This window comes from Ensifer sp. Root423, from assembly GCF_001426275.1.
Taxonomy (GTDB): Bacteria; Pseudomonadota; Alphaproteobacteria; order Rhizobiales; family Rhizobiaceae; genus Ensifer; species Ensifer adhaerens.
On record NZ_LMEG01000014.1, the window covers coordinates 58,694 to 84,066 of the forward strand.

Below are 25,373 nucleotides of genomic sequence, written 5' to 3' on the forward strand. Positions count from 1 at the left end.
CGGCGATGATGACCGCGGACAATGAACGTCGGATTAATAAGGCGTCGACAGGTTGATCGGGCGCGTCAGGGTTTAAGCCGGCTCAAGAACTGGGCGAAGACCATCGTTCCCTCCGGCCACGGCCCGTGGCCGGACTCGGTGTTGATGTGGCCGGACTCTCCGGCATCGACGAGCAGCGAACCCCAGGCGTTGGCGATGTCGTCCGCATGCTCGTAGGAACCGAACGGATCGTTGCGGCTGGCGACCATCAGCGACGGGAAGGGAAGCGGATCGCGCGGGTAGGGACCGAAGGTCATCAGATGCTTCGGACGGATCGCCGGGTTGGCAACATCAGGAGGTGCCACCAGGAAGGCGCCGGCGATCGGCTTGGTGAAATGGGGTAGGGCGTGCACGGCGGTTGCGACGCCAAGCGAATGGGCGACGATGACCACAGGCTTTTCCGCCGCATTGACCTCTTCGATCATGCGCGCCACCCAATCCTCGCGGACAGGCTTTGCCCACTCCGCCTGCTCGACGCGGCGTGCGGTCGACATCTTGCGCTCCCAGCGGGTCTGCCAGTGCTCCGGTCCGGAGTTGGTGTAGCCTGGAACGATGAGGATATGAGCGTCGGATACTTTCATGGTGGCCGCGATGTGGCGCTGAAAGGCGCGGAAGTCAAGACCTTCAGCATTACCCGTGCTTCAGGGCCTCGAAGCCACCCATGGGAGCCTGCCCGACGAGCCCGATGTTCGCGCTCCAATAGGCCGCTTAACGTGGCGAGAGGCGGCAGGCGACAGCGGTCGCATTTTCTGTATAATCGAAGGGACGGTCGCGGATGGTGCGGCTTGGTTCGTCGCATCTTTGTTCCGTGGCCGCTCTGGTTCGTTGAGGAGTGTGAGCCATGACAACATTCCATGTCCTTTCGGGAGCGGACGCGAGTGTCGCCCATCCCGGAATAAAAAAGATTGGCGTCGCGGATGTATTCGACGCCTTACGCTTGGGCTTTGACGATTTTCGCGAGAAACCATCGCACTACGTCTTTCTTTGCCTGATCTACCCGATCGCGGGTGTCGTTCTGATCACCTGGAGCGCGGGCGCCAACATGCTGCCGCTGCTTTATCCTCTTGTCTCCGGCTTCGCTCTGATCGGCCCAGTCGCTGCGATCGGGCTTTATGAAATCAGCCGACGGCGAGAACTCGGCATGGACTACTCCTGGCCGCACGCCCTTCGCCTGCACCGCTCTCCGGCGCTGCCGTCGATCATGGCCGTCGCCGCCATGCTGTTCGTTGTCTTCATCATCTGGCTGCTCGTCGCCCAGGCGCTCTATGTGCAGATCTTCGGGGCGGAACCGCCGGATTCGATTGCAGCCTTCTGGAACGGTATCATCGGCACTGACCAGGGCTGGAACCTGATCCTCGTCGGCAACGCTGTCGGCTTCGTCTTCGCCGTCATCGTTCTGGCGACATCCGTCGTGTCGTTTCCGTTGCTGATCGATCGGGACGTCGGCGCCGTATCGGCGGTCGAGACTTCCATTCGCGCAACGCTCGTCAACCCGGTGCCCGTCGCCGTCTGGGGCTTCATTATCGCCGCCGGTCTGGTTATCGGCTCGATCCCGGTCTTCGTCGGCCTCGCCGTCATCATGCCGATCTTCGGACACGCCACCTGGCACCTCTATCGCAAGATGGTGGAGCCCGGTCCGCGCGCGCGTTCACACTGATCGCCGACAGCCGAAGGCGAATGTAACCGCTCATAAAAAAGCGCCGCATGTCGATCGACCTGCGGCGCTTGTGGCGTGTTGCCGAAAATCTCGGCCTAGCGAAAATGCTTGTAGTAAGATGAGATCTGCGCCGCGGTGTTGGACGACAGGTTGAGCTTGATGCCGATCTTGTCGCCGCGATACCAGCGCACCATGCCGGTCAGGAAGCCGAGTTCCTCGCTTCTGATCGTCACTTCCTGTCCCGTCTTGGCGCCGATGTCGAAGAGCAGCTGAAAGCAGATGCCCTCGGCAGAAAGGTCCTTGACGATGCCGCTGCTGGAGCCGGACTTGACGGTCACCGTACCTGTAATTTTCGTTTGCGTGCGCTGCGTCGCCCGCTCGACACTGTCCTTGTAGGCCATGTGATCCTCAGAACCTGGATTGACAGGCCCTGAGCTTTGCACGCAATGCGTGAATTTCCTGCTAACGCAAATGCCCGCATTTGAGCGATGTGCTCCAAATGCGGGCATGGCAACAAAAACCAAAGGCCTACGGCCGTCCGCTCAGCGCAGAACCTCAGCCGAAGACGCGCTTGAAGATCGTGTCGACGTGCTTGGTGTGATAGCCGAGATCGAACTTTTCGCGGATATCTTCCTCGGAAAGGGCCGCGCGAACTTCCGCGTCGGCGAGCAGTTCTTCGAGGAAGTCCTTGCCCTGTTCCCAGACCTTCATGGCGTTGCGCTGCACGAGGCGGTAGGCGTCCTCACGCGACACGCCGGCCTGCGTCAGCGCCAGCAGCACGCGCTGCGAATGCACGAGCCCACGGAACTTGTTCATGTTGTTGATCATGTTCTCGGGGTAGACGAGCAGCTTGTCGATAACGCTGGTCAGACGAGCGAGCGCGAAGTCGAGCGTCACCGTTGCATCCGGGCCGATCATGCGCTCGACCGAGGAGTGCGAAATGTCGCGCTCATGCCAAAGCGCAACGTTTTCCATGGCCGGGATCGAGAAGGCGCGAACCATACGGGCGAGACCCGTGAGGTTTTCGGTCAGAACCGGGTTCCGCTTGTGCGGCATCGCCGACGAGCCCTTCTGGCCCGGCGAGAAATACTCCTCCGCTTCAAGCACTTCGGTGCGCTGCAGGTGACGAACTTCCGTCGCCAGGCGCTCGATCGACGAGGCAATGACGCCGAGGGTGGCGAAGTACATGGCATGGCGGTCGCGCGGGATGACCTGGGTCGAAACCGGTTCCGGCTTCAGCCCGAGCGCCTCGGCTACGTGTTCTTCAACGCGCGGGTCGATGTTGGCGAAAGTGCCGACGGCGCCGGAGATCGCGCAGGTGGCGACTTCTTCGCGTGCGGCCAGCAGGCGCTGCTTGCAGCGGTCGAACTCGGCATAGGCGAGCGCCAGCTTGACGCCGAAGGTGGTCGGCTCGGCATGGATGCCATGCGAACGGCCGATCGTCACCGTCTCCTTGTGTTCAAAAGCGCGGCGTTTCAGCGCTTCGAGCAGCTTGTCGAGGTCGGCGAGCAGCAGGTCGGTCGCGCGGACCAGCTGCACGTTGAAGCAGGTATCCAGAACGTCGGACGAGGTCATGCCCTGGTGGATGAAGCGGCTGTCCGGGCCGACGAATTCGGCGAGATGCGTCAGGAAGGCAATGACGTCATGCTTGGTGACGGCCTCGATCTCGTCGATGCGGGCGACGTCGAAAGTGGCAGCGCCGCCTTTTTCCCAGATCGTGCGCGCAGCATCCTTCGGGATCACGCCGATTTCGGCAAGCGCATCGCAGGCGTGGGCCTCGATCTCGAACCAGATGCGGAATTTCGTTTCCGGCGACCAGATGGCCACCATTTCCGGTCGGGAGTAACGGGGGATCATGGGCTTAAGCTTTCGTCGTCAGTGGAGGGATGGTCGTGCCTCTAGCAAAGATAGCCGCGAAGCTCAACGCCGTTGCGCACGGCGATCGCTTGCCAGCCACAGGCAGACGGCGAGCAGTATAACACCGCCGATCGGCAAATAGAGGCGAAGGCCCATGACGAGAAACTGGTAGAAGGCGATCAGCGTCGTAAAGGCGAACTGGAAGAGCCAGGTCGTGGTTCCGATCGGGGCGTGCCACTGCGCATAGAACTCGCGGTAGTCGAGCGCAAAGAGCAATGCCGTCATCCCGATCGTGCCGAGCGAAAGGAAGAAGAGATAGGCGGCGAAACGCGTTTCTACGCCGCGTCCGATCGCCGCGAAGCGGGCGAGAAACAGCGCCGGCGGCCAGGCGAGCAAAGCGCCGGCCCCGAAAACCCAAAGAAGTTCGGCCAGATGAAAGGTCACGTCCCGTTCCCGCAGCCACAGCGCAAACCACGCCGATAGCGTCATTGACGCGCTCCACAAGGGTGCGCCAAGGAGCAGCAACGGAACGCTCGGCACGGACCGGGCAAGGCGGGTCCGCTTCCGGGCACCGACCGCCGCACGCCCTGCTTTCGCTTCGACGCTGGCGGCCGCTTCGTTCATTTCGCGATCCGCGTCGGGACCGCGATCCAGCGCCCGTCCGTCGTGCCTTCAAAGCCGAGCGACTTCACAAGCACCATGATCACATGGGTTTCCGAACCGTCGTCGTTGCGGTGGGTGATGGCGCCGCCGACCAGGTAGCCGGTGGGGCAACGGCGGCTTTCCGGTATGCGGCTGTCGTCCTGAAGCACGTCGCTTGCCGGTGCGCCCGCCTTCATCGTCATCGACAGACGGAAACCCTTGGCTTCCTTCAGGAAGTCTTTGCAGATGCCGTCCGGCTCGAAGGTCTTTTCCTCGAGCGTTACCGTATAGGTCTCGCGGAACGCTTCATCGGCTGCAAAGGCATCGTAGGTCAGCGAGTGCGGCTTGGCGTTGGTTTCCGTGATCGGGTTGAAGGCTGCGAGCAACCCGGGTGCATCGGCCAGGCGATAGGCATCGATCAGGGGCGCAGCCCGACGGCGGGCTTCATGGCGCGCCTTCGACAGCGGGCTGCCATCTTCGCGACTGACAGCGCGCACCGGTGCACCCGGCAGGAAGCTGTCATTGCGCGTGTCGATCACATAGATGGTCGAATACGGAAAGCCGGAGCCGTCCTGAACGCCATATTCCTCGAAGGCAAAGACATTGCCATCGGCGGAAAAGCCGATCGGCTGCAACGCGGCATAGTCGCCAGCAAGCGCCGGCGATGCAGCGGCGGCCGCGGCCAGGCAACAAAGGCCGGAAATTGCCGCGCGTGTCGTCATCGATAAGCCTTCTCGGCCGGCGCACGGATCGCTTCGATCGCCGAGCGATAGGCCTCGACCGAGCCGCCCTTGAAGATCGCCGAGCCGGCAACGAGAACATTGGCGCCGGCGCCGGTGGCAATGGCTGCCGTTTCAGGCGCAATACCGCCGTCGACTTCGATCTCGATCGGTCGATCGCCGATCATCGCCTTGATGCGGCGGATCTTTTCCGCGGTGGCGTCGATGAACTTCTGCCCACCGAAGCCCGGATTGACGGTCATGACGAGGATCAGGTCAAGCTGATCGAGCACGTATTCGATCGCGCTTTCTGGCGTTGCCGGATTGAGCGACACGCCGGCCTTCTTGCCGAGCGACCTGACCGTCTGCAGCGAGCGGTGCAGGTGCGGACCGGCTTCCGCGTGCACCGTCAGGATATCGCAGCCGGCCTTGGCGAAGGCTTCGAGGAACGGGTCGGCCGGCGAAATCATCAGGTGGCAGTCGAACGTCGCATCGGTGTAGCGACGCAGAGACTTGATGACATCCGGGCCGAAGGTGATGTTCGGCACGAAATGACCGTCCATGACATCGAGATGGATCCAGTCCGCGCCGGCATCGACGACATCGCGAACCTCCTGGCCGAGCTTGGAGAAATCGGCCGCCAGGATCGACGGGGCAATGCGGATAGGGTGGGTCATGGCGCACTCCAGCGTGTTTTCCGCGGGAATAGCACCGCCGAGCCCCGCAAACAACATGCCTGCGATCAAAGCTGCGTCAGCTACGCTCTGACCAGCAGGGCATGAGATCGTTTTCCGCCGGCGTTGCGTCGTGGACGCCGCGGGCGATCGCGCGCGCCATGGTCGAGGCTGCAACGGCGCCGAGATCGATGAAATCCTCTGTTGTCGGCGTCTTGCCGCTGGCGCCGGTCGCAAGCGCGAAGATCAGATCGCCGTCGAGCGGCGTGTGCGCCGGCCAGAGCCCGCGGGCGAAGCCGTCATGGGCGGCAATCGCCAGGCGCTTGGCTTCGGCCTTCGTCAGCACCGCATCCGTCGCAATGACCGCGATCGTTGTATTGGCCACGGCGGCCTGGCGGTCGCGGAACTTGATGCGGATGTCGGCCGCATCGGCCGGCATCGGGTGGGGCAGGCCAAGTCCGCCGAACTCGCTCTCCAGTTCGAAGGGCGCAGACCAGAAATGCCCGGTGTCGCCGACGGTGGCGGATCCGAGCGCATTGACGGCGACGAGGGCGCCGATGGTGATACCGTTCGGCAGAACTGTGGATGCCGAACCGAGACCGCCCTTCAGGCTCGCGGTCAGCGCGCCTGTGCCGGCGCCTGCCGAACCGGTCGAAAATGTCGCGCCGGCCCGCCCGACGGCCTCGAAGCCGAGTTCGCGATAGGGCGGGAATCGGCCCCAATCCTTGTCGCCACCGTTGATGAGGTCGAAGAGGATCGCCGTCGGTACGATCGGTATCCGGTGTGGGCCGACGGCGAAGCCGCGACCCATTTCCCTGAGCGCCGCCTGAGCACCGGACGCGGCATCGAGCCCGAAGGCCGAACCGCCGGAAAGAACGAGCGCATCGACCGTCTGTACCGTATTGTGCGGATCGAGCAGGTCGGTCTCCCGGGTTCCCGGCGCACCGCCCAGGACCTGGACCGCAGCCGTCGCGGGGGGGTCGCAGACGATCGCGGTGACGCCCGATTTCAGGCGATGGTCCTCGGCGTTGCCGACCGTCAGACCTTTGACATCGGTGATCAGGTTCAGCGGTCCGGGACGCATCATGGGGCGGCTCCTTCAGCGGCCGCGGGCGCGAAATGGCCGCCTTGCCACTGCATCAAACGGTAGGGGTTGTCGGCGCGCTCGTGCCCAGCGTTGAAGGCGGTGAGGCCGAGAACGGTCGGGTAGGGCCCCTTGCCGGCGATCGCTTCGATCAGCGACTTGTCGTCCTGTGCTGCCCGGTCCTTGGCTTCCTCCAGCAAAGCCATCACGGCGAAAGCCGGCATCACATAGCCTTCCGGCTCGATGCCGGCGGCGCGCATTTCGTCGGCAAAGGGCTTGCCCTCCGGCGACTGCGCCGCATCCGGCAGCGTTACTGCAAGCACGCCATCGGCAAGCGGGACAGTGAGATCGGCCGCATTCAAGGCATCGCCGCCAAGCAAGGTAAGGCTCGCGCCTTCGCCAATGGCATCGCGGGCGATCACGGCGGTATCCTGCCGGTCGCCGCCGGTGAAGACGTGGGTTGCACCGCTTTTCACCAGGCGCCGCACGAGGTTGATCTGCTGCTCCTGCGCCGGCCGGTAGGTGTCGCTGAAGACCGGCGTCATGCCGATTTCGGCGAGTGCTGCGCGCACGGCCTCGACCAGTTCCCGGCTGTGGATCGTGCCATCGTCGACGAGCGCGATGGGCTTGTCCTTCCAGCGGTTGACGATGGCATCGACGATCGCCGTAGCCTCGGCATTGCCGCTCGGTGCGAGGCGGAAGAGCGGCCATTTGTTCTTGAGCGCGTCTTCCATCAGGATATCGGAGCGCACGCTGAGCGTGATCGCCGGCAAGCCCGCCTCGGTCAGTGCCGGAAGCGCCGCATCCAGGCTTTCGGTGCAGAGAAAGCCGACTGCGGCCTCGGCACCTGCGGCAAGCAGCGCTTTGGTCAGTGCCTCGCTGCCGGCGGTATCGCAGGTCTCGGGAATGACGACGATCTCGCTGCCGCGATCACCGGCCTTGAAGCCGGCGCCGTCGACAATCTGCTTGCCGAGCGGCGCGAACGGACCTTCCACAGGCGCCACGACCGCCACCTTGATGCCGGCCGCCAAAGCCGGCGTTGCCTGTACCAGTCCGGCAAGGATAAGGCTGCTGACAATGGATCGACGCATTCACTTACTCCGCCGCCGCAAGCTTTCCCGACCGAACCGATCCGGGCAAAGTCCTACGGCGAGCCACCACAGCTTCCTGTTCCGTTGCCGCTCGCGTCAGACGCGAGGCACGGTCGTTGCCGCATGTTTTAAGGATGTGCCTCCCGGCGTCAAAGGAAAAGATGCCGCTCCTGGCGAAGAAGGTTCAATCTGCGTCACGGCCACGTCGCAGATGTGCAAGATTCTCCCTCCGGCGGGTTTCATATTTTCCGCCAGCGTCTATGTATGTGCCTGACATCGCCCGGAGAAAGATGTGTTGGAGAAGACCCGGCTGGACCCTATCAGTTATCGCGACGCGATGAGCCGCCTGGCCGGTCACGTGCAGATCATCACCGCCGCTGACGGCAGCGAGCGGCGCGGCGTCACTGTGACTGCGGCCTGCTCGGTTTCCGATAGCCCGCCGACGGTTCTCGTCTGCCTGAACGGCGCCAATCCGCGCAACGATATCTTCACGCGCAGCGACAGCTTTGCACTCAACCTGCTCGGCGACGAGCACCGGGCGCTTGCCCATGGCTTCTCCGGCCGCGACCAGCTCGACATGGATCTGCGTTTTGCGCTCGGACAGTGGACGCGGCTTAGGACCGGTGCGCCAATCCTCGTCAATGCCACCGCCGCTTTCGATTGCCGTCTGGTCGAGGTGAAGACGATCGCCACGCATCTGGTGCTATTTGGCGAGGTTGTCGACGTCGCGATCGGGCCGTCCCGCCCGCCGCTCATTTATGTGGACCGCGGATACCACTCGCTATAAGTTTTTTACTCAGCGGTCGACTGCTCATCGCAACATGAGAAGATCGCTCTAAGTCGTTGAGTTGGCCGGTGGATTTTGCCCCCTTCCAGCATCCAGCGATCGATTCGGGCCGTGGTGGAGGAGACATGGCACAGGCGGCAACGGGCCTGCCACAGTCCATCGAAGAGACGATGGCACTGCTGGAGGCACATGATTATCTCGCCGGCACGGCGCTGGCGACGGTGCTGTTTCTTGCACTCCGGATGAAGCGCCCGCTTTTTCTTGAGGGCGAAGCCGGCGTCGGCAAGACGGAGATCGCCAAGGTTCTGGCCAAGGCGCTCGACCGGCCGTTGATCCGGCTGCAATGCTACGAAGGTCTCGACGTCGCCTCGGCGGTCTACGAGTGGAACTATCCGGCGCAGATGCTCGAAATCCGCCTGTCGGAAGCATCCGGCAAGGTCGACCGCAAGCGGGTCGAAAGCGACATCTTCTCCGAACGTTTCCTGATCCGCCGCCCGGTTCTGCAGGCCATTTCCTCCAATTCGGGACGTGCGCCCGTTTTCCTGATCGACGAGCTCGACCGGACAGATGAAGCCTTCGAGGCGTTCCTGCTGGAAGTTTTGTCCGATTTCCAGGTGACAATTCCGGAACTTGGTACGATCCGGGCGGACGAACCGCCTGTTGTCATCATCACCACCAATCGCACCCGCGAGATCCATGACGCACTGAAGCGCCGCTGCCTCTATCATTGGGTCGACTATCCCAAGGCGGCGCAGGAACTGGAGATCATTCGCCGCAAGGTTCCCGGCTGCAATGCCACCTTGTCACGGGAAGTCATCGCCTATGTGCAGCGGCTGCGCACGATCGACCTCTTCAAGAACCCGGGCGTTGCCGAAACCATCGACTGGGCAACGGCGCTGACGGAACTCGACCGGCTGGCGCTCGATCCAGAGACGATCGCCGACACGCTTGGCACCCTACTCAAATACCAGGACGACATCGCCAGGATAGAGGGGGCAGAGGGGCGAAAGCTGCTCTCCGAGGTCAAGGCGGAATTGCTGGCGGCAAGCTGATGACGGAGGCGCGGGAACAGCACAGGGACGATGTTCCCCCGCCAATCGCGGCAGGCGACGGACGGCTTGCCGACAATATTGTCTTCTTCGCGCGCGCGCTCCGGCGCGCCGGCATCAAGATCGGGCCAGGCGCCATCGCCGACGCCATCGATGCGGTGGCGCTGATCGGGATCGGTGGACGGGACGCGTTCTACGCCGCGCTGCAATGCGTCTTCGTCAAACGTCACGAAGATCAGCCGGTCTTCGACGAGGCGTTTCGCTTGTTCTGGCGGTCGCGCGGTCTCGTCGAAAAAATGATCGCGATGATGTCGCCGCTGGCGCCGGAACGCGAGAGCGAACGGCAGCAGCGCCGGGCAGGCGAGACCCGCGTCAGCGACGCGCTGCTTTCTGGCCACGAGGCCGATCGACCGCCGCGCGACGAGCCGGAGATCGAAGTCGATGCACGTTTCACGGTCTCCGGTCGCGAGCTTTTGCGCCGGGCCGACTTCGCGCAGATGAGCGCTGCCGAGCTTGCCGAGGCCAAGCGCGCGCTTTCGGCATTGACGCTACCGATGGACCGCGTCGTCACGCGCCGCTTCCGCCCCTCGAAGCGTCAGATCCGCATCGACCCGCGCGCCACCATGCGCGACGCCATGCGCTTTGGCGGCGAACTGATCCTTCCGAGGTTTCGGGAGCGGCGCGTCGTTCATCCGCCGCTTGTCGTGCTCGCCGACATCTCCGGCTCGATGAGCCAGTACACCCGCATCTTTCTGCACTTTCTGTATGCGCTGACCGAGGAACGGCGGCGCGTTCATACCTTCCTCTTCGGAACCCGGCTGACCAATGTCTCGCGCCAATTGCGCAATCGCGATCCCGATGCGGCGATCGACGACTGCGTCGCTGCGGTCAAGGACTGGTCCGGCGGCACGCGCATCGGCGAGACCTTGCATGAGTTCAATCGGCGCTGGTCGCGGCGCGTGCTCGGGCAGGGCGCGATCGTGCTTCTGATCACCGACGGTCTGGAGCGCGATGACGTCGCCGATCTCGAAATCGAAATCGACCGCCTGCACCGATCCTGTCGGCGGCTGATCTGGCTGAACCCGCTGCTGCGCTTCGACGGCTTCGAGGCGCGGGCGCGCGGTGTGCGGGCGATGCTGCCGCATGTTGACGAATTCCGGGCCGTGCACAATCTTGAATCGATTGGCGAACTGGTGAAGGCGCTGTCCGGGCAGCGCTCCCGCCAGGCGGACCCGCGGCGGTTCCTAGAGCCTGGCCGGGCCACGGTGACCGGCGCGCATGGGAGGTGGCAGGCATGAGGCAGGCAGTCAATGTTCTCGATCCGCTCGACATCGCCGAAGCCTGGCTGAAGGAAGGACGCCGGGTGGCGATCGCAACGGTGATCGAGACCTGGGGCTCGGCGCCACGGCCGGTCGGCAGCCATCTGGTGATCGATAGTGAGGGCAATTTTCAGGGCTCTGTTTCGGGAGGATGCGTCGAGGGCGCGGTCATCACCGAAGCGGCCGACGTGATCGCCTCTGGCACCTCGCGCGTTCTCGACTTCGGCGTCGCGGACGAGACCGCCTGGCGCGTCGGGCTTTCCTGCGGCGGCCGGATCCGGGTCCTCGTGGAACGGGTTAACGGCTGACGATGGAACAGGCGATCCTGGAAACACTCAATCTTGCGCGCGCGGCCCGCCGCGCCGCCGTCACCGTCAGCGATCTTACCGGTGGTGTCCGCGTCTACCTCGAAGGCGACGACTGTCCAGAACCCTGGCGCGAAGCCGTTGCCCGTGCCTTGCGGTCCGGCCGAGCCGGGATCGTCGAAACCGGGCAGGGCTCCTTCTTCCTCAATGTCTACCTGCCGCCGCCGCGCATCCTCGTCATCGGCGCGGTGCATATTTCACAGGCCCTGGCGCAGCTTGCGCCCGTTGCCGGCTTCGACATGACCATCATCGATCCGCGTACGGCCTTTGCCACGCCGGAACGTTTTGCCGGCGTCGACCTCATCGCCGATTGGCCGGAGGACGCCCTGAAACTCAGACCGCTCGACCGCTTCACGGCACTTGCAGCCGTGACGCATGACCCGAAGATCGACGACGAACCGATCCGGGCGGCACTGTCGGCCGGTTGTTTCTATGTCGGTGCACTCGGCAGCCGCAAGACACATGCCACACGGATCGAACGACTGCGGCATGCGGGTGTCGCCGATGCTGACATGGCCCGCATCCGTGCACCGATCGGTCTCGATATCGGCGCGGCAAGTCCTGCCGAAATCGCGGTTGCGATCCTCGCCGAAATCATCGAGGCGCTGCGACGGCGTGACGTTGCTTCCGCAGGGAGTGAAGCATGAGGTTCGGCCCGATCAAGGTCGCAGAAGCAGAGGGCGCGATGCTCGCACATGCGGTGAAGGTCGGTGATGCCAGGCTGCCGAAGGGGCACCGGGTCACATCCGCCGACATCGTCGCTTTGACCGCTTCAGGTGTCGTGGAGGTGGTGGCCGCCCGCCTTGATGCCGGCGACCTCCCGGAAGACGAGGCGGCCACGCGCATTGCCGCGGCCGTGGCCCCCGATCATCTCCGGTTTTCGCGGGCAGCGACCGGCCGCGTCAACGTCTATTCCGAGGTCGCCGGCCTCTTCGTTGCGAGCCGCGAAATTGTCGATCGCTTGAACCGCCTAGATCCCTCCATCACCTTCGCCTGTCTCGACGACCATATGCCGGTGCAGCCCGGCGATATGGTCGCAACGATCAAGATCATCCCGCTTGCGGTCGCCGGCGCCTTCGTCGAGCAGGCGGAGAGGCTTCTGCGCGACCATCGCGCCTTCGAGGTCAAGCCGTTCGCGCCGCGCCGCGCAGCCTTGATAGCAACGGAGTTGCCGAACCTCAAATCCCAGGTCATGGACAAGACCCATGCCATCCTCGCGGCGCGGCTGCGACAGGCCGGAAGCGAACTCTTCACCGAACGGCGCGTCGCGCATAGGGAAGACGCCGTGGGGGCGGCGATCGCCGAAATGCGATCAACGCACGACCTGCTGATCGTCTTCGGCGCTTCGGCGGTCGCCGATCCCGAAGACGTCATTCCGGCGGCGATCCGGCGGGCCGGTGGCGTGGTCGATCATGTGGGAATGCCTGTTGACCCCGGTAATCTTCTCGTTCTCGGCCGCGTCGGCGAAACGCCGGTCATCGGTGCACCCGGCTGCGCCCGCAGCCCGCGCGAGAATGGTTTCGACTGGATCCTCGACCGGATCCTTGCCGGCGAGTGGCCGAGTTTCGACGATATTACCGGCCTTGGCGTCGGCGGCTTGTTGAGTGAGATCCCGACCCGGCCGCAGCCACGCGAACATGCAACGGAGTTGTCATCCGGCTCGGTTTCAGTCGTCGTTCTGGCCGCTGGCCGGGCCAGCCGTATGGGCGCTGACGGCGGGCACAAACTTCTCGCAACTTTCGATGGCGTGCCGCTCGTGCGCCGCAGCGTCGAAGCCGCGCTTAAGGCCGCTCCGGGCAAGGTCAGCGTCGTGACCGGCCACCGCGAGGCCGATATCCGCTATGCGCTGCAAGGACTGCCGGTGACGTTCGTTTCCAACCCCGACTACATTTCGGGCATGGCCTCTTCGCTGACGGCCGGGCTTTCGGCAGTCGGGGCGCGGGCGCCGGGCATGCTGGTGATGCTTGCAGACATGCCCGGGATAACCGGCGACGATCTGCGCCGGCTCATCGAACGTTTCGTCGCCGAAGGTGGCCGCTCCATCATCCGCGCGACCGCAGGCGGACAGCGCGGCAATCCGGTGATCCTGCCGCGACAGACATTTTCGGCGATCAAGCAACTGGTCGGAGACGTTGGTGCAAGGCACATTATCGAAAAGAGCGGGCTGCCGGTCATCGATGTCGAACTCGGCGCGGCGGCGCGCCTCGATCTCGACACGCCGGAACAGATCGTCGCCGCCGGCGGTATCTTGGAGGAACAGACGCGTGGATAATGCCGCAATCGAAGACATGTTCGCGGTCCTCGGGCCGGTGACCATCAAGCGGATGTTCGGCGGCAAGGGCATTTATTGCCAGGGTGTGATCTTCGCCCTTGAGGTCGATGGCGAAATTCTGCTGAAGGGCGACGAGCAAACAGCGCCGGCGCTGGAGGCGGCCGGTTCGCGGCAATGGGCCTATGACGGCAAGGGCAAGCCGGTGAAGATGCCCTATTGGAGCATTCCGGACGACGCATTCGACGATCCCGACGAGATGGCGCGGTGGGTGCGGCTTGCCTATGAGGCGGCGCTACGCTCCAGGAAGTAGGCCGTCCAGCCTATGCGCGGCAGCTGCGCCTCAGATGAAAATATTGACACGATCACCACGTTTCCCATCGGCGCGCCTAAGTGACATCGGCCGGATCTGTTGGTGCCCGCGGAACGCCGCCGACAGCGGCACCAGCAATGCACAGAACGAGGGACGTACGAAGAACACCGGCCCCCGGTGGGCGGCTGCTATGCGGCGACGCCCTGTTCATGCCTGCGCAAGGCATCGGCGGCATCGGCGGTAAAGCGGGATAGCGGTTGGGGCAGGGCGTCGAGGCTAAACCAGCCGAATTCGGAAAGCTTGTCCGGTTCGGTGAGTTGAGGTTCACCTGAGAAATCCCGGGTCACATAGATCATCGAGATCCAGTGCTGGCGGTCAGCGTCGATCACCTGTTCGCTGAGGCAGAGGAATTCGGTCGAGCCAATCTTGAGGCCGGATTCTTCTTCGGCCTCGCGGCAGGCCGCAGCCTGCGAACGCTCCATGTGATCTACCTTGCCGCCGACGATGTTCCAATGCCCGGCCTCAGGCGCATTGACGCGCCTGTAGAGCAGAATCTTGCCATCGCGCACGATGACAAGTCCGCAGCCGAAGCCCGGAAAATCGATGCCCGGCTGGCCCATCCTTTCGGATCAGGCCTTGCCGGCAATCAGCATGAAGGCAGGGATTTCGTCGCCGAAGCCGACGGGCGTCGGGCCGTCGTCATAGTCGCGGCGGTGACGGTTGCGGCGGTCGCGATTGTCGTCGTTGGCAGGGTTCGATGCACGCACCGGACGATCGCCACGGTTGTTCTGTGCCTGCTTGTTCTCTGCGCTGCGTGCCGGTTTCACCGATTCCGCCCTTTCCACGACTGTTTCAATTTCGGCCTCACTATCGGCGCGCACGGTATCGGATTTATGATCGGAACGGGCCTTGGAGCCGCGATCCCCATCTTTTTTCCGGTCCTTGCGGCCATCACGACCGCGTTCACGGCGGCCGGTATCGTGGCTTTCCATCGGCTCAGGCAGATTGGAAAGGTCGCCGTTCAGCCATTCGACCTTCTGGCCGATCAGCTTTTCGATGGCGTCGGAGAATTTCGTGTCGCGCTTGGTCACCAGCGTGAAGGACGCGCCCGAGCGGCCGGCACGGCCGGTACGGCCGATGCGGTGGACGTAGTCTTCCGCATGGATCGGAACGTCGAAGTTGAAGACGTGGCTGACATCAGGGATATCGAGGCCGCGGGCCGCAACGTCGGAGGCGACGAGCAGCTTGATGTTGCCGTCCTTGAAGTTGGCCAGCATCGTCATGCGCGACCGCTGGTCCATGTCGCCATGCAGCGCACCGACGGAGAAGCCGTGGCGGTCGAGCGAACGGAAGAGGTCGGCGACATCCTTCTTGCGATTGCAGAAGATGATCGCGTTCTTCAGTTCGTCCTGGGCGCGAATCAGATCACGCAGTACCGCGCGCTTCTCGTAATCCTTGGCATGCGCCGCAACGAAGCGCTGCGTCACCGTCTGAGCCGTGGAAGCCGGGCGGGCGACTTCGACGCGCTCCGGGTTCTGCAGGAAGCGGTCGGCAAGCTTCTGGATTTCCGGCGGCATCGTCGCCGAGAAGAACAACGTCTGGCGCGTGAACGGGATCAGCTTGGCGATGCGCTCGATATCGGGAATGAAGCCCATGTCGAGCATACGGTCGGCCTCGTCGATGACCAGGATTTCCACGCCGCTCATCAGCAGCTTGCCGCGCTCGAAGTGGTCGAGCAGGCGGCCGGGCGTGCAGATCAGCACATCAGCGCCACGCTCAAGCTTGCGGTCCTGCTCGTCGAAGGACACGCCGCCGATCAGAAGCGCGATGTTTAGTTTGTGGTTCTTGCCGTACTTGTCGAAGTTCTCTGCGACCTGTGCGGCGAGTTCGCGCGTCGGCTCCAGAATGAGCGTACGCGGCATGCGCGCGCGGGCGCGGCCCTTTTCGAGCAGCGTCAGCATCGGCAGCACGAACGAAGCGGTCTTGCCCGTGCCCGTCTGGGCGATGCCCAGAATATCACGACGCTGCAGCGCCGGCGGGATAGCGCCTGTCTGGATCGGGGTCGGGATTGTGTAGCCCGCATCGGTGACAGCGGAGAGAACTTTTTGGCTCAGGCCAAGGTCAGCAAAATTGGTCAAAGGGAAATCTGTTTCCGTTCCGGTTCAATAGAACACTGATCGATCGATGGAAAACGCACGAGCACGTGGCCGCGCTCTTAAGCTGAACGCCGCCGAAAGTCAAGAAATCCAGCACGTTGAAGCAGTAAAAGGTAAATAGTGGCGAATCTGTCGCATTTCTTGTCAAGCGGAACCGCGCGGCAGCGTCAGTTCATATAGCTCGCAAGCTTGGTGCTCGCATCCAGAAACCGCATGGGATCCACGGCATTGCCGTTCAGCCGGATTTCATAGTGTAGGTGCGGTCCGGTGGAGCGCCCGGTGTTGCCGGACTTGGCAATGACTTCGCCAGCCTTCACCCGGTCGCCGGCTTTCACCAGCACGGTGGAAAGGTGGGCGTAGCGCGTCGCGACACCATTGCCGTGGTCGATCTCGACCATGTTTCCATAGCCGCCCGTCAACCCTGCATTGGTCACCGTTCCAGGCGCGGCCGAGCGGATGCGTGTACCGACCGTTGCGCGAAAGTCGATGCCGGCATGCAGCGCCAGACGCCCGAGAAACGGATCAAGCCGGTTGCCGAAATCGCTGGTGATGTCGCTGGCCGGCGAGGGGTTGCCGAAGGGCAGCTTGCGGACCTCGGCGCGCGTGCGGTCGAGCTCCAGGAGTGCGGTATCGAGTGCGGCAAGCGAACGGCCGAAATCGTCATCGTTCACAGGCTCGACGAAGGGGCCGCCGATCGCCGTCTCGGCCGAGCCGGATATGTCGTTGGCCGGAATCAACTCGGCGACATCGTCAACGGGCAGGTCGACACCGGTGCGCCCGACGATCGAACGAATCGCATCCGACGTCTTCGCCGCACCGTCCGTCAGTCGCTGGACCCGCGTCATCTGCTCGCGCTCGACATCCTTCAGCGAGAGCGTCACTTTTGAGAAAATCCGGTCGGCGCGGTCGGAACTTGATTCGCCGGCATCGGGTGCTGCATAGGCGAGGGCGGGGACAGCTGCAGCACTGACCGGCGCAACGTTCAGTCCCATCAGCTTCTCAATTGCCTTGACACTGCCGCTGCTGCTCGCATCGGCGCGTTTTTCATAGGCAAGCGGCTCGACGGCCGCAGGCGCATCGGTTGCGGTCGTGACGCCGGAACTTTCGGCCCTTTCGACCAGGGCGCCGAGCTTTCCGTTGCGCGAGGTCAGCGCCATCTGCTGGCGCAGCAGCTTCTCGACCTTTTCCTCGACCACTTGCTGGTCGAGCAGTTGCCGGCTGGTGACCCGATCGACCTGCGCCCGCAGCGCTGTGATCCGATCCTCGTATTCATGCTGCATGCGGGCCTGGCGGGCAATCGTGCCGCCGATCAGGTCGTCGCGCAAAACCAGATAGGAAGTGGCCGCGAGATAGCCGATGCTGCAGACGCCTGCAAAGGAGACAGCGATCGCCGCCATCCACGGGCGCACGGTCATGTGCCGGACCTTGTCGCCGCTGGCCAGGATCAGGACGTGATTCTGCTTGCGTTTTCCAAAGGTACGATTTGCCTGATGTCCAGACACCCGTTCTCTCCCGCCATGTGCGCGTTGCCTCGCATCACCTGGGGATCATTACACTTTGTTAGGGTTAACAATCGGTAAGCAAGATTGCGGGAAGGTGATGTCCGCTATCGATTGGTCGAAGCGGTCATCGAGCGGTAGAACGACGGCGTCAGGCCGGCCTCGGCGCGGGCGATATCGTTGAACGGCGCCTTCAGGGGACCGCGGAAATTGGCGCGCACCAGCTGCTGGAAGGTCGCTGCCGGGTCCTTCTTCTCGCGGGCGCAGAGAAAGCGGAACCATTTGGCGCCAACGGCGACGTGGCCCTTCTCGTCCTCGTAGATGACGTCGAGCACGGCCGCACTCTCGAAGTCGCCGGTTTCGCGCATCTTGGCCTGAAGCGCTGGCGTCACGTCGAGACCGCGCGCTTCGAGAATGAGCGGCACGACGGCGAGCCGCGCCGTCAGGTCGTTGCGCGTATCGTGCGCCGCCTGCCAGAGGCCGTCATGGGCAGGCAGGTCGCCATAGTCGGCGCCGAGGTCGTTCAGGCGCTGGCGGACCATGCGGAAGTGCTTCGCCTCTTCGAAGGCGACACGCATCCAGCCGTCGAAGAAGGAATTGGGCACCGGCTCGGTTGCAAAGCGGGCGACGATATCAAGGGCGAGATCGACGGCGTTCAATTCGATATGGGCGATGGAGTGCAGAAGTGCGATTCGGCCCTTCAGCGAACCGAGAGACCGGCGCTTGACCTGCGTCGGTGGCGTCAGCACCGGCTTGTCCGGTCGGCCTGGGCGCACCGGCACCGGCCGGTCGAGCGGCGAGCGCAGCGACAGCGTGCGGCGCTGCCAGCGCCGGGCGGCTTCCTGCGCGAGCGCCGTCTTGACCTCGAGGTCGGCGGCGCGGATCGCTTCGACTGCACCGCCCCGCAGGCTGTGGAACACGGGCAACTCCGTCATCGGCGCCCTCAGATCGCCTTTGCGGCGTCAAGGACCTCGCGGGCGTGGCCGTCCACCTTCACCTTTTCCCAAACTCTGACGACGACACCGTCGGCGCCGATCAGGAAGGTACTGCGCTCGACACCCATGTACTTGCGCCCGTACATCATCTTCTCGACCCAGACGCCATAGGCTTCGACGACCGACTTCTCCTCGTCGGCAGCGAGCGGCACCGTCAGGTTGTGCTTCTTGGCGAAGCGGTCGTGCTTCTTCACCGAGTCGGGCGAAAGCCCGATCAGGGCTATGCCGGCTGCGGCGAAGTCGTCGGCAAGTTCCGAAAACGAGATCGCCTCAAGCGTGCAGGCCTGCGTATCGTCCTTCGGATAGAAGAACAGAACAACCGGGCGGCCGCGCAGGGCCGAGAGCGAAATCGTACCGCCGCCGTCACGCGGCAGGGTGAAGTCGGGAGCGACATCTCCGGGACCGGGTCTTGCCATGATTAAACCTTCCTTCCGCCAAGTTTTGCAGACAATCGGGCGCTACTGGATGTTTTCATTGGTCTTTGCCGACCAGAGGGCAAAACGTGCAGTGCTCAAGCTAGTCGAGTGACATTTGCGCGCCACAAGGCACGCGGCGCTGTTGGGCATAGCGAAAATCGTCGACTGCCGTCCAGCGCATTTGTGCTAGATTCGACAGGTTTCGGACGGCATGGGCCGCTACGAAACGTTGCAGTCGCCTGCGCGCGCGAATTCCATCGCAGGTGGTCGCTTTCCACAGCATGGTCCCGCGTCCCTTGGTGACTCGGCACGATGACATGTGGTCTACAAGAAGCGAGAAGTGGTCGCCCCGAAATGACAGAGACGGAGGGCGACGACGAAGCTCGTATCGTATGGAGGACGCCCGCGCTGATGAGTGAGATCCGCGGCGAAAAAGTCGGCTTTCGCAAGAAAGACATCGTCGCGTTGCATGCGTTGCCTTCGGCGCAGGCGCACGAACCCATGATCGTGCACGCGCCGCGCAAGAACAAAGCCGCGCGCTTCTGTGCCAAGATCGCACTGCTGACATCGCTGCTCGCGCTTTCCATCGCGGCGATCCTCATTGTCGTCATCGAAAGCGGGGTGATGGACAGCACGCTTAACGCGCGCGCCCGCACCGCACTCAATGCAGCGCTCGGCGATGCCTACCGCGTAGAGGTCGGCAGCACTGTGGTGCGCATGACCGCGGGCGGCGCGATTGCGCTCAGAGCCCGCGAAGTGGCGCTCAGCGAAGCGTCCTCAGGCCAGCCGGTCGCCAAGCTCCGCGCGATCTCGATCGCGCTCGACCCGCTGGCGTTGATGACCGGACGCATCGCCGTCTCCAACCTCGAAGCGGAAGGCGGCGATTTCGATTCCGGGTTGCTGCCGCGCGGCGAACCGCTCGATCTCACCAAGATCCGCATTGCCGACGTTGGCGATACGCTGGAGGCAATCTTCTCCCACGTCGACCGCATATCGCAGATGGCGGCCGGCCGCGGCAGCCAGAAGGTCACGCTGTCGGATTTCAGCTTCTCCGTCATCGGCTCCCGCGATCGCGTCGTGCCCGTCGTCGCCAACGCGCTCGAGTTCAACCGTGACGCGGGCGGCTCGATGAGCGTCAAGGGCAGCGTCACCGTCGACGGGGTGGACGTCGATCTCAGCGCCGACGCCCTTGGCGACAAGGGGCACATGACCGGCTTCGAAGCGTCGATCACCAATCTGCCGCTCGCACCTTTCTTCTACCACGGTAAAGTCGGCTCGGAGCCGCCCTTCGGCGTCGTCGCATCGGCCGGGCTGTCGCTGAAGGCGACGCGGGCCGCCGGCAATGCGAAACCGGATCTGCGCGTGACAGTGCGCACGTCCAAGGGCGAGTTTCACGCGGGCAACCTCGTCTCGACGCTCAATGCCTCGCAAATGGACGTCGCCTATGACTTCGAGCGCTCGTCCGTCGAAATTCTGCCGTCGGCCGTCAAGATCGGCCGTTCGACCTTTCCGTTTACCGGGGCGATTATCGACCTCGACAAGATTGCCGGCGCAACGGAGAAGGGGTTTGCCATCGACCTCCTGCTCAAGAACGCAAGCTCCGCCCCGGAAGACGTCGCCGACGCGCCACTGATCTTCGATGCCAAGGCAAATGGCCGGTTTGTGTCGGACAAGCGCCAACTGATCTTCGACCAGCTCGCCGTGTCGACCCCGCTCGGTTCGATGTTCGGATCGCTTTCCGTCGCCTTCGGCAAGACATCACCGCAGATCAGCTTCGCCTCGGTCAGCGATCGCATGGAGGCGACCGCCGTCAAGCAATTGTGGCCGTGGTGGTTGGCCAAGGGCGCGCGGCGCTGGGCGATCGCCAACCTCTTCGGCGGCACGGTCACCAATGCCCGCATCGAAGTATCGGTCGCCGAGGGGCGGATCGCCTCCAACGAAGGCGAGCTCAAGCTCAACGAGCAGGAGCTCAATATCAACTTCGATATCGACGACACGCGCATCAACATCACCGGCGAGATACCCCCGCTGCGCGACACCTCCGGCAAGTTCAAGCTGAGCGGCCAGCGCATGACAGCCGAGATCGAGAAGGGGACCGCCTTCTTCCCGTCTGGACGCGCGGTCGCGCTCAACGGCGGCGACTTCATCCTTCCCGACGTCTACACGAAACCACTGATGGCGGAGATGAAGATCGAGGTTGGCGGCGATGCCGATGCGATCGCCGAGCTCGTGAGCTACAAGCCGATTCAGGCGCTGCAAAAGACCCCGCTGCTGCCGGAAGATTTCAGCGGTCCTCTGACCGCCGTCGTGGGCGCCCGTTTCGGCCTGATCTCGGATCAGAAGCCGCCGAAGCCGCTCTATCAGGTACAGATGCAGCTCGACAAGGTCACGGTCCAGAAGGCCATGTTCGGGCGCGCCGTAGAGGATCTGGTCGGCACATTTCGGGTAGATAATCAGCAGGCGGTCCTCGATGCGGATGCCCGTATCGAAGGCGCGAAGGTCAAGGTCGCGCTGACGGAACCGGTCGATTCCGGTTCGACCGTCAAGCGTTCGCGCGAGATTTCGGGCTCGCTGGAGCAGGGTGTCTGGCAGAAACTGATACCTGGGCTTTCTCGGATCGTTTCCGGACCGATCACGATCGACGTTGCAATCGACGAGGCGAGCCGGCAGACGGCAGAGATCGACCTCACGAAAGCCCAGCTCTCGCTTCCCTGGATCGGCTGGAGCAAGGGCGTCGGGATTCCGGCCGAGGCGCAGTTCACGTCCTCGATGGACGGCAAGATCGCAACAATCAGCAATTTCACGGTTGCCGGCGACGGCTTTGGTGCGCGCGGCAAGCTGCAGATCGACGATGGCGGTCTGCTCTCGGCGGATCTCGATAATGTCCGCCTGGCGCAGGGCGACGACTTCAAGGTCTCCATCGACCGCACCAGGGGCGGCTACACGGCGTCGCTCAGCGGCGCTGCAGCCGATATCAGGCCGATCCTGGCGCAATTGAAGACCGGAAGCGACCAGAACCAGGGTGGTGGCGACGACATTGCCATCAGGGCCCAGCTCGATCGCGTCACCGGTTTCAATGGCGAATCGCTCTCGAACGTCAATCTGGTCTACGGCGAGCGCGGACGTCAGATCGAGGACGTCAACCTCTCGGCCGTGACGAGCAGCGGTCAGGCGCTGGTTGCCCGGCTCGCCAAGGCCGGTGCCGACAACACGCTAGAGCTGACCACGGGCGATGCCGGCGCGCTGGCGCGGTTTGCCGACATCTACCAGAACATGCGCGGCGGCCTGCTCAATCTCAAACTGCGTGACCGTGGCGGACGCTCCTGGCGCGGCAGCGTCGATATCCGAAAGTTCCAGCTGGTCGGCGAGCAGCGCCTGCAATCGATGGTGTCGACGCCCACCGGTGCCGACGGCCGAAGCCTGAACCAGGCCGTGCGCCGTGACATCGACGTCAGCTCGGCCCGCTTCGAACGCGGCTTCGCGCAACTGGCGCTCGATCGCGGCGCGATTCGCGTCGAAGGCGGCGTGCTGCGCGGCACCGATGTCGGCGCGACCTTCCAGGGAACGGTGCGCGACAACAATGGCATCATGGACATGACTGGCACTTTCATGCCGGCCTATGGGCTGAACCGCATCTTCGGCGAACTGCCGCTGATCGGCGTACTGCTCGGCAACGGCCGCGACCGCGGCCTGCTCGGCATCACCTTCAAGCTCAACGGCCCGTTCAACCAGCCGAAGCTGACGATCAATCCTTTGTCGATCATCGCGCCGGGCGTCTTCCGCAGCATCTTCGAGTTCCAATGAAGAAGGCCGACGCACTGCATGTCCTTAAATCGTCGCCGATTTAAGGACAAAACATGCAGCACTTCAAAGTTCTACAGCGACCTTTGCGCGTCTTAACAGACGCGCGGCGCTGTCGGGCCGGCCCTTCAAATTCTTGAGTGGCGCTCCGGTTCAGGCCGGGCGCACCAGAATGTGCTTCTTCTTGCCGAGCGACAGCTTGACGACATTGTCGGCGGTCACGTCGCCGGTGCCGATGATCCGACGCTCGTCGCTGACGGCCTCGTCGTTGATCCTGACGGCACCGCCCTGGACATGGCGACGAGCCTCGCCGTTGGAAGCGGCAAGACCGGCGCGTACGATCAGCGTCAGCAGGCCGAGGCCGGCTTCAAGCTCAGCAGTCGGGATCTCGACCGAGGGCAGGTCGGCGGCGAGCGCGCCTTCCTCGAAAGTCTTCCGAGCGGTCTCCGCCGCCTGCTCGGCGGCCGGTCGGCCGTGCAGCATGGCGGTGATCTCGGTTGCCAGGATCTTCTTGACCTCGTTGATCTCAGAGCCGCCCAGCTCGGAGAGCCGATCGATCTCGGCCATAGGCAGGGTCGTGTAGAGCTTCAGGAAGCGGGTGACGTCCGCATCCTCGGTGTTGCGCCAGTACTGCCAGAAGTCATAGGCCGACAGCATGTCCGGGTTCAGCCAGATGGCGCCGTTGACCGACTTGCCCATCTTTGCGCCCGACGAGGTGGTCAGAAGCGGCGAGGTCAGGGCATAGAGCTGCTCGGTGCCCATGCGGTGGCCGAGGTCGATGCCGTTGATGATGTTGCCCCACTGGTCCGATCCGCCCATCTGCAGGCGGCAGCCGGTGCGCTTGTGCAGCTCGACGAAGTCGTAGGCCTGCAGGATCATGTAGTTGAATTCGAGGAAGGACAGCGACTGCTCGCGATCAAGCCGCGTCTTGACGCTGTCGAAGGACAGCATGCGGTTGACCGAGAAATGACGGCCGACGTCGCGCAGGAATTCGAGGTAGTTGATGCCGAGCAGCCAGTCGGCGTTGTTGATCATCAACGCGTCCTTGGGGCCTTCGCCATAGCTGAGGTAGTTGGAGAACACCGTCTTGATGCTGGCGATGTTGGCGTCGATCGTCGCCGGCGTCATCAGCTGGCGAGCCTCGTCCTTGAAGGACGGGTCGCCGACCATGCCGGTGCCGCCGCCCATCAGCGAGATCGGCCGGTGGCCGGTCGCCTGCATCCAGTGCAGCATCATGATCTGGATCAGGCCGCCGGCATGCAGGCTCGGCGCCGTCGGGTCGAAGCCGATATAGGCCGTCACGGTTTCCTTCCGGAACAGTTCGTCCAGGCCAGTCTCGTCGGAGATCTGGTGGATGAAGCCACGCTCGCTGAGGGTGTGAAGGAAATCGGACTTGAAACCGGACATGATCTGTCTCTCTTGCGGGGGGAGTTTTTGAACGAACGGGCGTTTAGCACTGTTTTTGCGCATAATCACTTCAAAAGTGATTCTGGAAATATTGACCCGCATGACACAGACAAGAACCGCAATCGGCCTGATGAGTGGCACGAGCATGGACGGCATCGACGTGGCCCTGTTGCGAACCGACGGGGAGACCGTCGTCGAGCGCGGACCATCTGCCAGCTTTCCCTACGACGCGCAATTTCGGGATCGTTTGAAGCAGGGACTGGTCGAAGCGAAGGCGATCACGCAACGCGACCAAAGGCCGGGCGCCCTTGATGCGCTTGAGCGCGACCTGACGCTGCGACACGCAGAAGCGGTCAAGACCTTCCTCAAACAGAACAACCTGTCGGCGGCTGATATCGACGTGCTCGGCTTTCACGGACAGACCGTGCTGCACCGCCCAGACGAGGCCCTGACGGTGCAGATCGGCGACGGCGCGCTCCTTGCCGGAGAAACGGGCATCGATGTCGTCTACGACATGCGCGCCAACGACATGGAACATGGAGGGCAGGGCGCGCCGCTGATCCCCGCCTACCACGCAGCACTGGCGCGAGGCGCGGCCGGCCTTCCAGCACCGGTTGTCTTCGTCAACATCGGCGGCATTTCCAATCTGACCTTCATTGGCGAAGGCGAGACGCTCATTGCCTATGACAGCGGTCCCGGCAACACGCTGATCGACCAGTGGGTCGAAGCGCATGCCGGCATTCCCTTCGACCAGGGCGGCATGATCGCCTGCGAGGGAACGGTGCTGCCGGCGCTTGCCGAACGCTATCTCACCAATGCCTTCTTCACCGCGGCCACGCGCCGCTCGCTGGACCGGAACGATTTTGCACCACCGGCCGGAAGCGATGCCGGCCTTGCCGACGGCGCACGCACGCTTGCCCATGTCACGGCGGCAGCGATCATCAAATCGGCGGGGCACTTGCCACAGCGGCCAGTCACCTATGTCGTCTGCGGCGGCGGCCGGCTCAATCCGGTGATCATGCGTGACCTCGCTTCGCTTGCCGAAGTAGAGGGCGCAACAGTGCTTGCGGCGGAGGCGGTGGGCTTCAACGGCGATTCGATGGAGGCCGAGGCCTGGGCCTACCTCGCCGTACGCGCCTTGCGAGGCCTGCCGCTTACCTATCCGGGAACGACGGGCGTGCGGCAACCGGTCAGCGGCGGCCGGCGCGCGGCAAGAACTTGAAGTTGATCTCGC

At 63.6% G+C, this 25,373-nt stretch carries 23 protein-coding genes and 1 pseudogene; 10 read left to right on the top strand and 14 right to left on the bottom strand.

The genetic code is table 11. From position 1 onward, the window contains the following. Window positions 1–65: 65 nt before the first annotated feature. Window positions 66–620, bottom strand: a complete 555-nt coding sequence (locus ASD01_RS15550) for an RBBP9/YdeN family alpha/beta hydrolase (RefSeq protein WP_034794640.1) — start codon at window positions 618–620, stop codon at window positions 66–68. Window positions 621–880: 260 nt separating this feature from the next. Here ASD01_RS15550 and ASD01_RS15555 point away from each other — a divergent pair, with 260 nt between their 5' ends. Then, a complete protein-coding gene (locus ASD01_RS15555) occupies window positions 881–1,696 on the top strand; it encodes a DUF2189 domain-containing protein (protein WP_034794419.1) in 816 nt (271 codons plus the stop codon). A 95-nt stretch (window positions 1,697–1,791) separates the two neighbouring features. Here the strand turns inward: ASD01_RS15555 and ASD01_RS15560 are convergent, their stop codons facing one another. From ASD01_RS15560 to ASD01_RS15590, 7 genes are all read right to left on the bottom strand, one after another. Continuing rightward, window positions 1,792–2,097, bottom strand: coding sequence for a PilZ domain-containing protein (locus ASD01_RS15560; RefSeq protein ID WP_034794416.1), 306 nt, complete (start codon window positions 2,095–2,097; stop codon window positions 1,792–1,794). A gap of 154 nt (window positions 2,098–2,251) precedes the next feature. Then, complete coding sequence (gene purB, locus ASD01_RS15565; RefSeq protein ID WP_034794401.1) at window positions 2,252–3,553, bottom strand: adenylosuccinate lyase; 1,302 nt, start codon at window positions 3,551–3,553, stop codon at window positions 2,252–2,254. A gap of 63 nt (window positions 3,554–3,616) precedes the next feature. Then, entirely contained in the window at window positions 3,617–4,177 is a 561-nt protein-coding gene (locus ASD01_RS15570) for a hypothetical protein (protein WP_082572765.1), read from the bottom strand. Further along, window positions 4,174–4,917 carry a DUF2259 domain-containing protein gene (locus tag ASD01_RS15575; protein ID WP_034794398.1) on the bottom strand — a complete coding sequence of 248 codons (744 nt, stop codon included), beginning with the start codon at window positions 4,915–4,917 and terminating at the stop codon, window positions 4,174–4,176. The genes ASD01_RS15570 and ASD01_RS15575 overlap by 4 nt, the downstream gene beginning before the upstream one ends. Next, window positions 4,914–5,591 carry a ribulose-phosphate 3-epimerase gene (rpe, locus tag ASD01_RS15580; protein WP_034794395.1) on the bottom strand — a complete coding sequence of 226 codons (678 nt, stop codon included), beginning with the start codon at window positions 5,589–5,591 and terminating at the stop codon, window positions 4,914–4,916. Before rpe ends, ASD01_RS15575 begins: the two co-directional genes overlap by 4 nt. 76 nt (window positions 5,592–5,667) lie before the next feature. Continuing rightward, window positions 5,668–6,675 (bottom strand): P1 family peptidase, encoded by a 1,008-nt coding sequence (locus ASD01_RS15585; protein ID WP_034794392.1) that lies wholly within the window; start codon window positions 6,673–6,675, stop codon window positions 5,668–5,670. Beyond that, a complete protein-coding gene (locus ASD01_RS15590) occupies window positions 6,672–7,763 on the bottom strand; it encodes a branched-chain amino acid ABC transporter substrate-binding protein (protein ID WP_034794390.1) in 1,092 nt (363 codons plus the stop codon). The genes ASD01_RS15585 and ASD01_RS15590 overlap by 4 nt, the downstream gene beginning before the upstream one ends. A gap of 260 nt (window positions 7,764–8,023) precedes the next feature. Here ASD01_RS15590 and ASD01_RS15595 point away from each other — a divergent pair. The 7 genes and pseudogenes from ASD01_RS15595 (at window position 8,024) to ASD01_RS15625 (ending at window position 13,865) form a co-directional block, all read left to right on the top strand. Further along, a pseudogene (locus tag ASD01_RS15595) lies at window positions 8,024–8,550 on the top strand (flavin reductase family protein). Window positions 8,551–8,675: 125 nt separating this feature from the next. After that, window positions 8,676–9,602: an AAA family ATPase gene (locus ASD01_RS15600; protein WP_060528802.1), complete on the top strand. Its 927-nt coding sequence runs from the start codon at window positions 8,676–8,678 to the stop codon at window positions 9,600–9,602. Next, the gene (locus ASD01_RS15605) at window positions 9,602–10,897 is read left to right on the top strand and encodes a vWA domain-containing protein (protein WP_051659307.1); all 1,296 of its coding nucleotides are present in this window, start codon (window positions 9,602–9,604) and stop codon (window positions 10,895–10,897) included. The genes ASD01_RS15600 and ASD01_RS15605 overlap by 1 nt, the downstream gene beginning before the upstream one ends. Continuing rightward, window positions 10,894–11,226 carry an XdhC family protein gene (locus ASD01_RS15610; RefSeq protein WP_034794382.1) on the top strand — a complete coding sequence of 111 codons (333 nt, stop codon included), beginning with the start codon at window positions 10,894–10,896 and terminating at the stop codon, window positions 11,224–11,226. The genes ASD01_RS15605 and ASD01_RS15610 overlap by 4 nt, the downstream gene beginning before the upstream one ends. 2 nt (window positions 11,227–11,228) lie before the next feature. Continuing rightward, window positions 11,229–11,930 (top strand): XdhC family protein, encoded by a 702-nt coding sequence (locus tag ASD01_RS15615; RefSeq protein ID WP_034794379.1) that lies wholly within the window; start codon window positions 11,229–11,231, stop codon window positions 11,928–11,930. Continuing rightward, window positions 11,927–13,555 (top strand): NTP transferase domain-containing protein, encoded by a 1,629-nt coding sequence (locus ASD01_RS15620; protein WP_034794377.1) that lies wholly within the window; start codon window positions 11,927–11,929, stop codon window positions 13,553–13,555. Before ASD01_RS15615 ends, ASD01_RS15620 begins: the two co-directional genes overlap by 4 nt. After that, window positions 13,548–13,865, top strand: a complete 318-nt coding sequence (locus ASD01_RS15625) for a TfoX/Sxy family protein (RefSeq protein ID WP_034794374.1) — start codon at window positions 13,548–13,550, stop codon at window positions 13,863–13,865. The genes ASD01_RS15620 and ASD01_RS15625 overlap by 8 nt, the downstream gene beginning before the upstream one ends. Before the next feature lie 188 nt (window positions 13,866–14,053). On the opposite strand, the gene ASD01_RS15630 is transcribed toward ASD01_RS15625, so the two are convergent. From ASD01_RS15630 to ASD01_RS15650, 5 genes are all read right to left on the bottom strand, one after another. Continuing rightward, complete coding sequence (locus tag ASD01_RS15630) at window positions 14,054–14,485, bottom strand: NUDIX domain-containing protein (RefSeq protein WP_034794370.1); 432 nt, start codon at window positions 14,483–14,485, stop codon at window positions 14,054–14,056. Between the two features lie 9 nt (window positions 14,486–14,494). Continuing rightward, window positions 14,495–16,003: a DEAD/DEAH box helicase gene (locus ASD01_RS15635; RefSeq protein ID WP_034794369.1), complete on the bottom strand. Its 1,509-nt coding sequence runs from the start codon at window positions 16,001–16,003 to the stop codon at window positions 14,495–14,497. A gap of 185 nt (window positions 16,004–16,188) precedes the next feature. Further along, a complete protein-coding gene (locus tag ASD01_RS15640; protein ID WP_034794366.1) occupies window positions 16,189–17,523 on the bottom strand; it encodes a M23 family metallopeptidase in 1,335 nt (444 codons plus the stop codon). Between the two features lie 104 nt (window positions 17,524–17,627). Then, complete coding sequence (locus ASD01_RS15645) at window positions 17,628–18,455, bottom strand: ferritin-like domain-containing protein (protein ID WP_034794364.1); 828 nt, start codon at window positions 18,453–18,455, stop codon at window positions 17,628–17,630. Between the two features lie 8 nt (window positions 18,456–18,463). After that, window positions 18,464–18,931, bottom strand: coding sequence for a peroxiredoxin (locus tag ASD01_RS15650; RefSeq protein ID WP_034794362.1), 468 nt, complete (start codon window positions 18,929–18,931; stop codon window positions 18,464–18,466). Window positions 18,932–19,342: 411 nt separating this feature from the next. On the opposite strand from ASD01_RS15650, the gene ASD01_RS15655 reads away from it, so the two are divergent. Then, a complete protein-coding gene (locus ASD01_RS15655) occupies window positions 19,343–22,735 on the top strand; it encodes a YhdP family protein (RefSeq protein WP_034794360.1) in 3,393 nt (1,130 codons plus the stop codon). 150 nt (window positions 22,736–22,885) lie between these two features. On the opposite strand, the gene tyrS is transcribed toward ASD01_RS15655, so the two are convergent. Then, on the bottom strand, window positions 22,886–24,139 hold the full coding sequence (gene tyrS / locus ASD01_RS15660; protein WP_034794357.1) for a tyrosine--tRNA ligase: 1,254 nt from the start codon (window positions 24,137–24,139) through the stop codon (window positions 22,886–22,888). A 100-nt stretch (window positions 24,140–24,239) separates the two neighbouring features. On the opposite strand from tyrS, the gene ASD01_RS15665 reads away from it, so the two are divergent. Beyond that, window positions 24,240–25,361: an anhydro-N-acetylmuramic acid kinase gene (locus ASD01_RS15665; protein WP_034794354.1), complete on the top strand. Its 1,122-nt coding sequence runs from the start codon at window positions 24,240–24,242 to the stop codon at window positions 25,359–25,361. The last annotated feature ends 12 nt before the right edge of the window (window positions 25,362–25,373 follow it).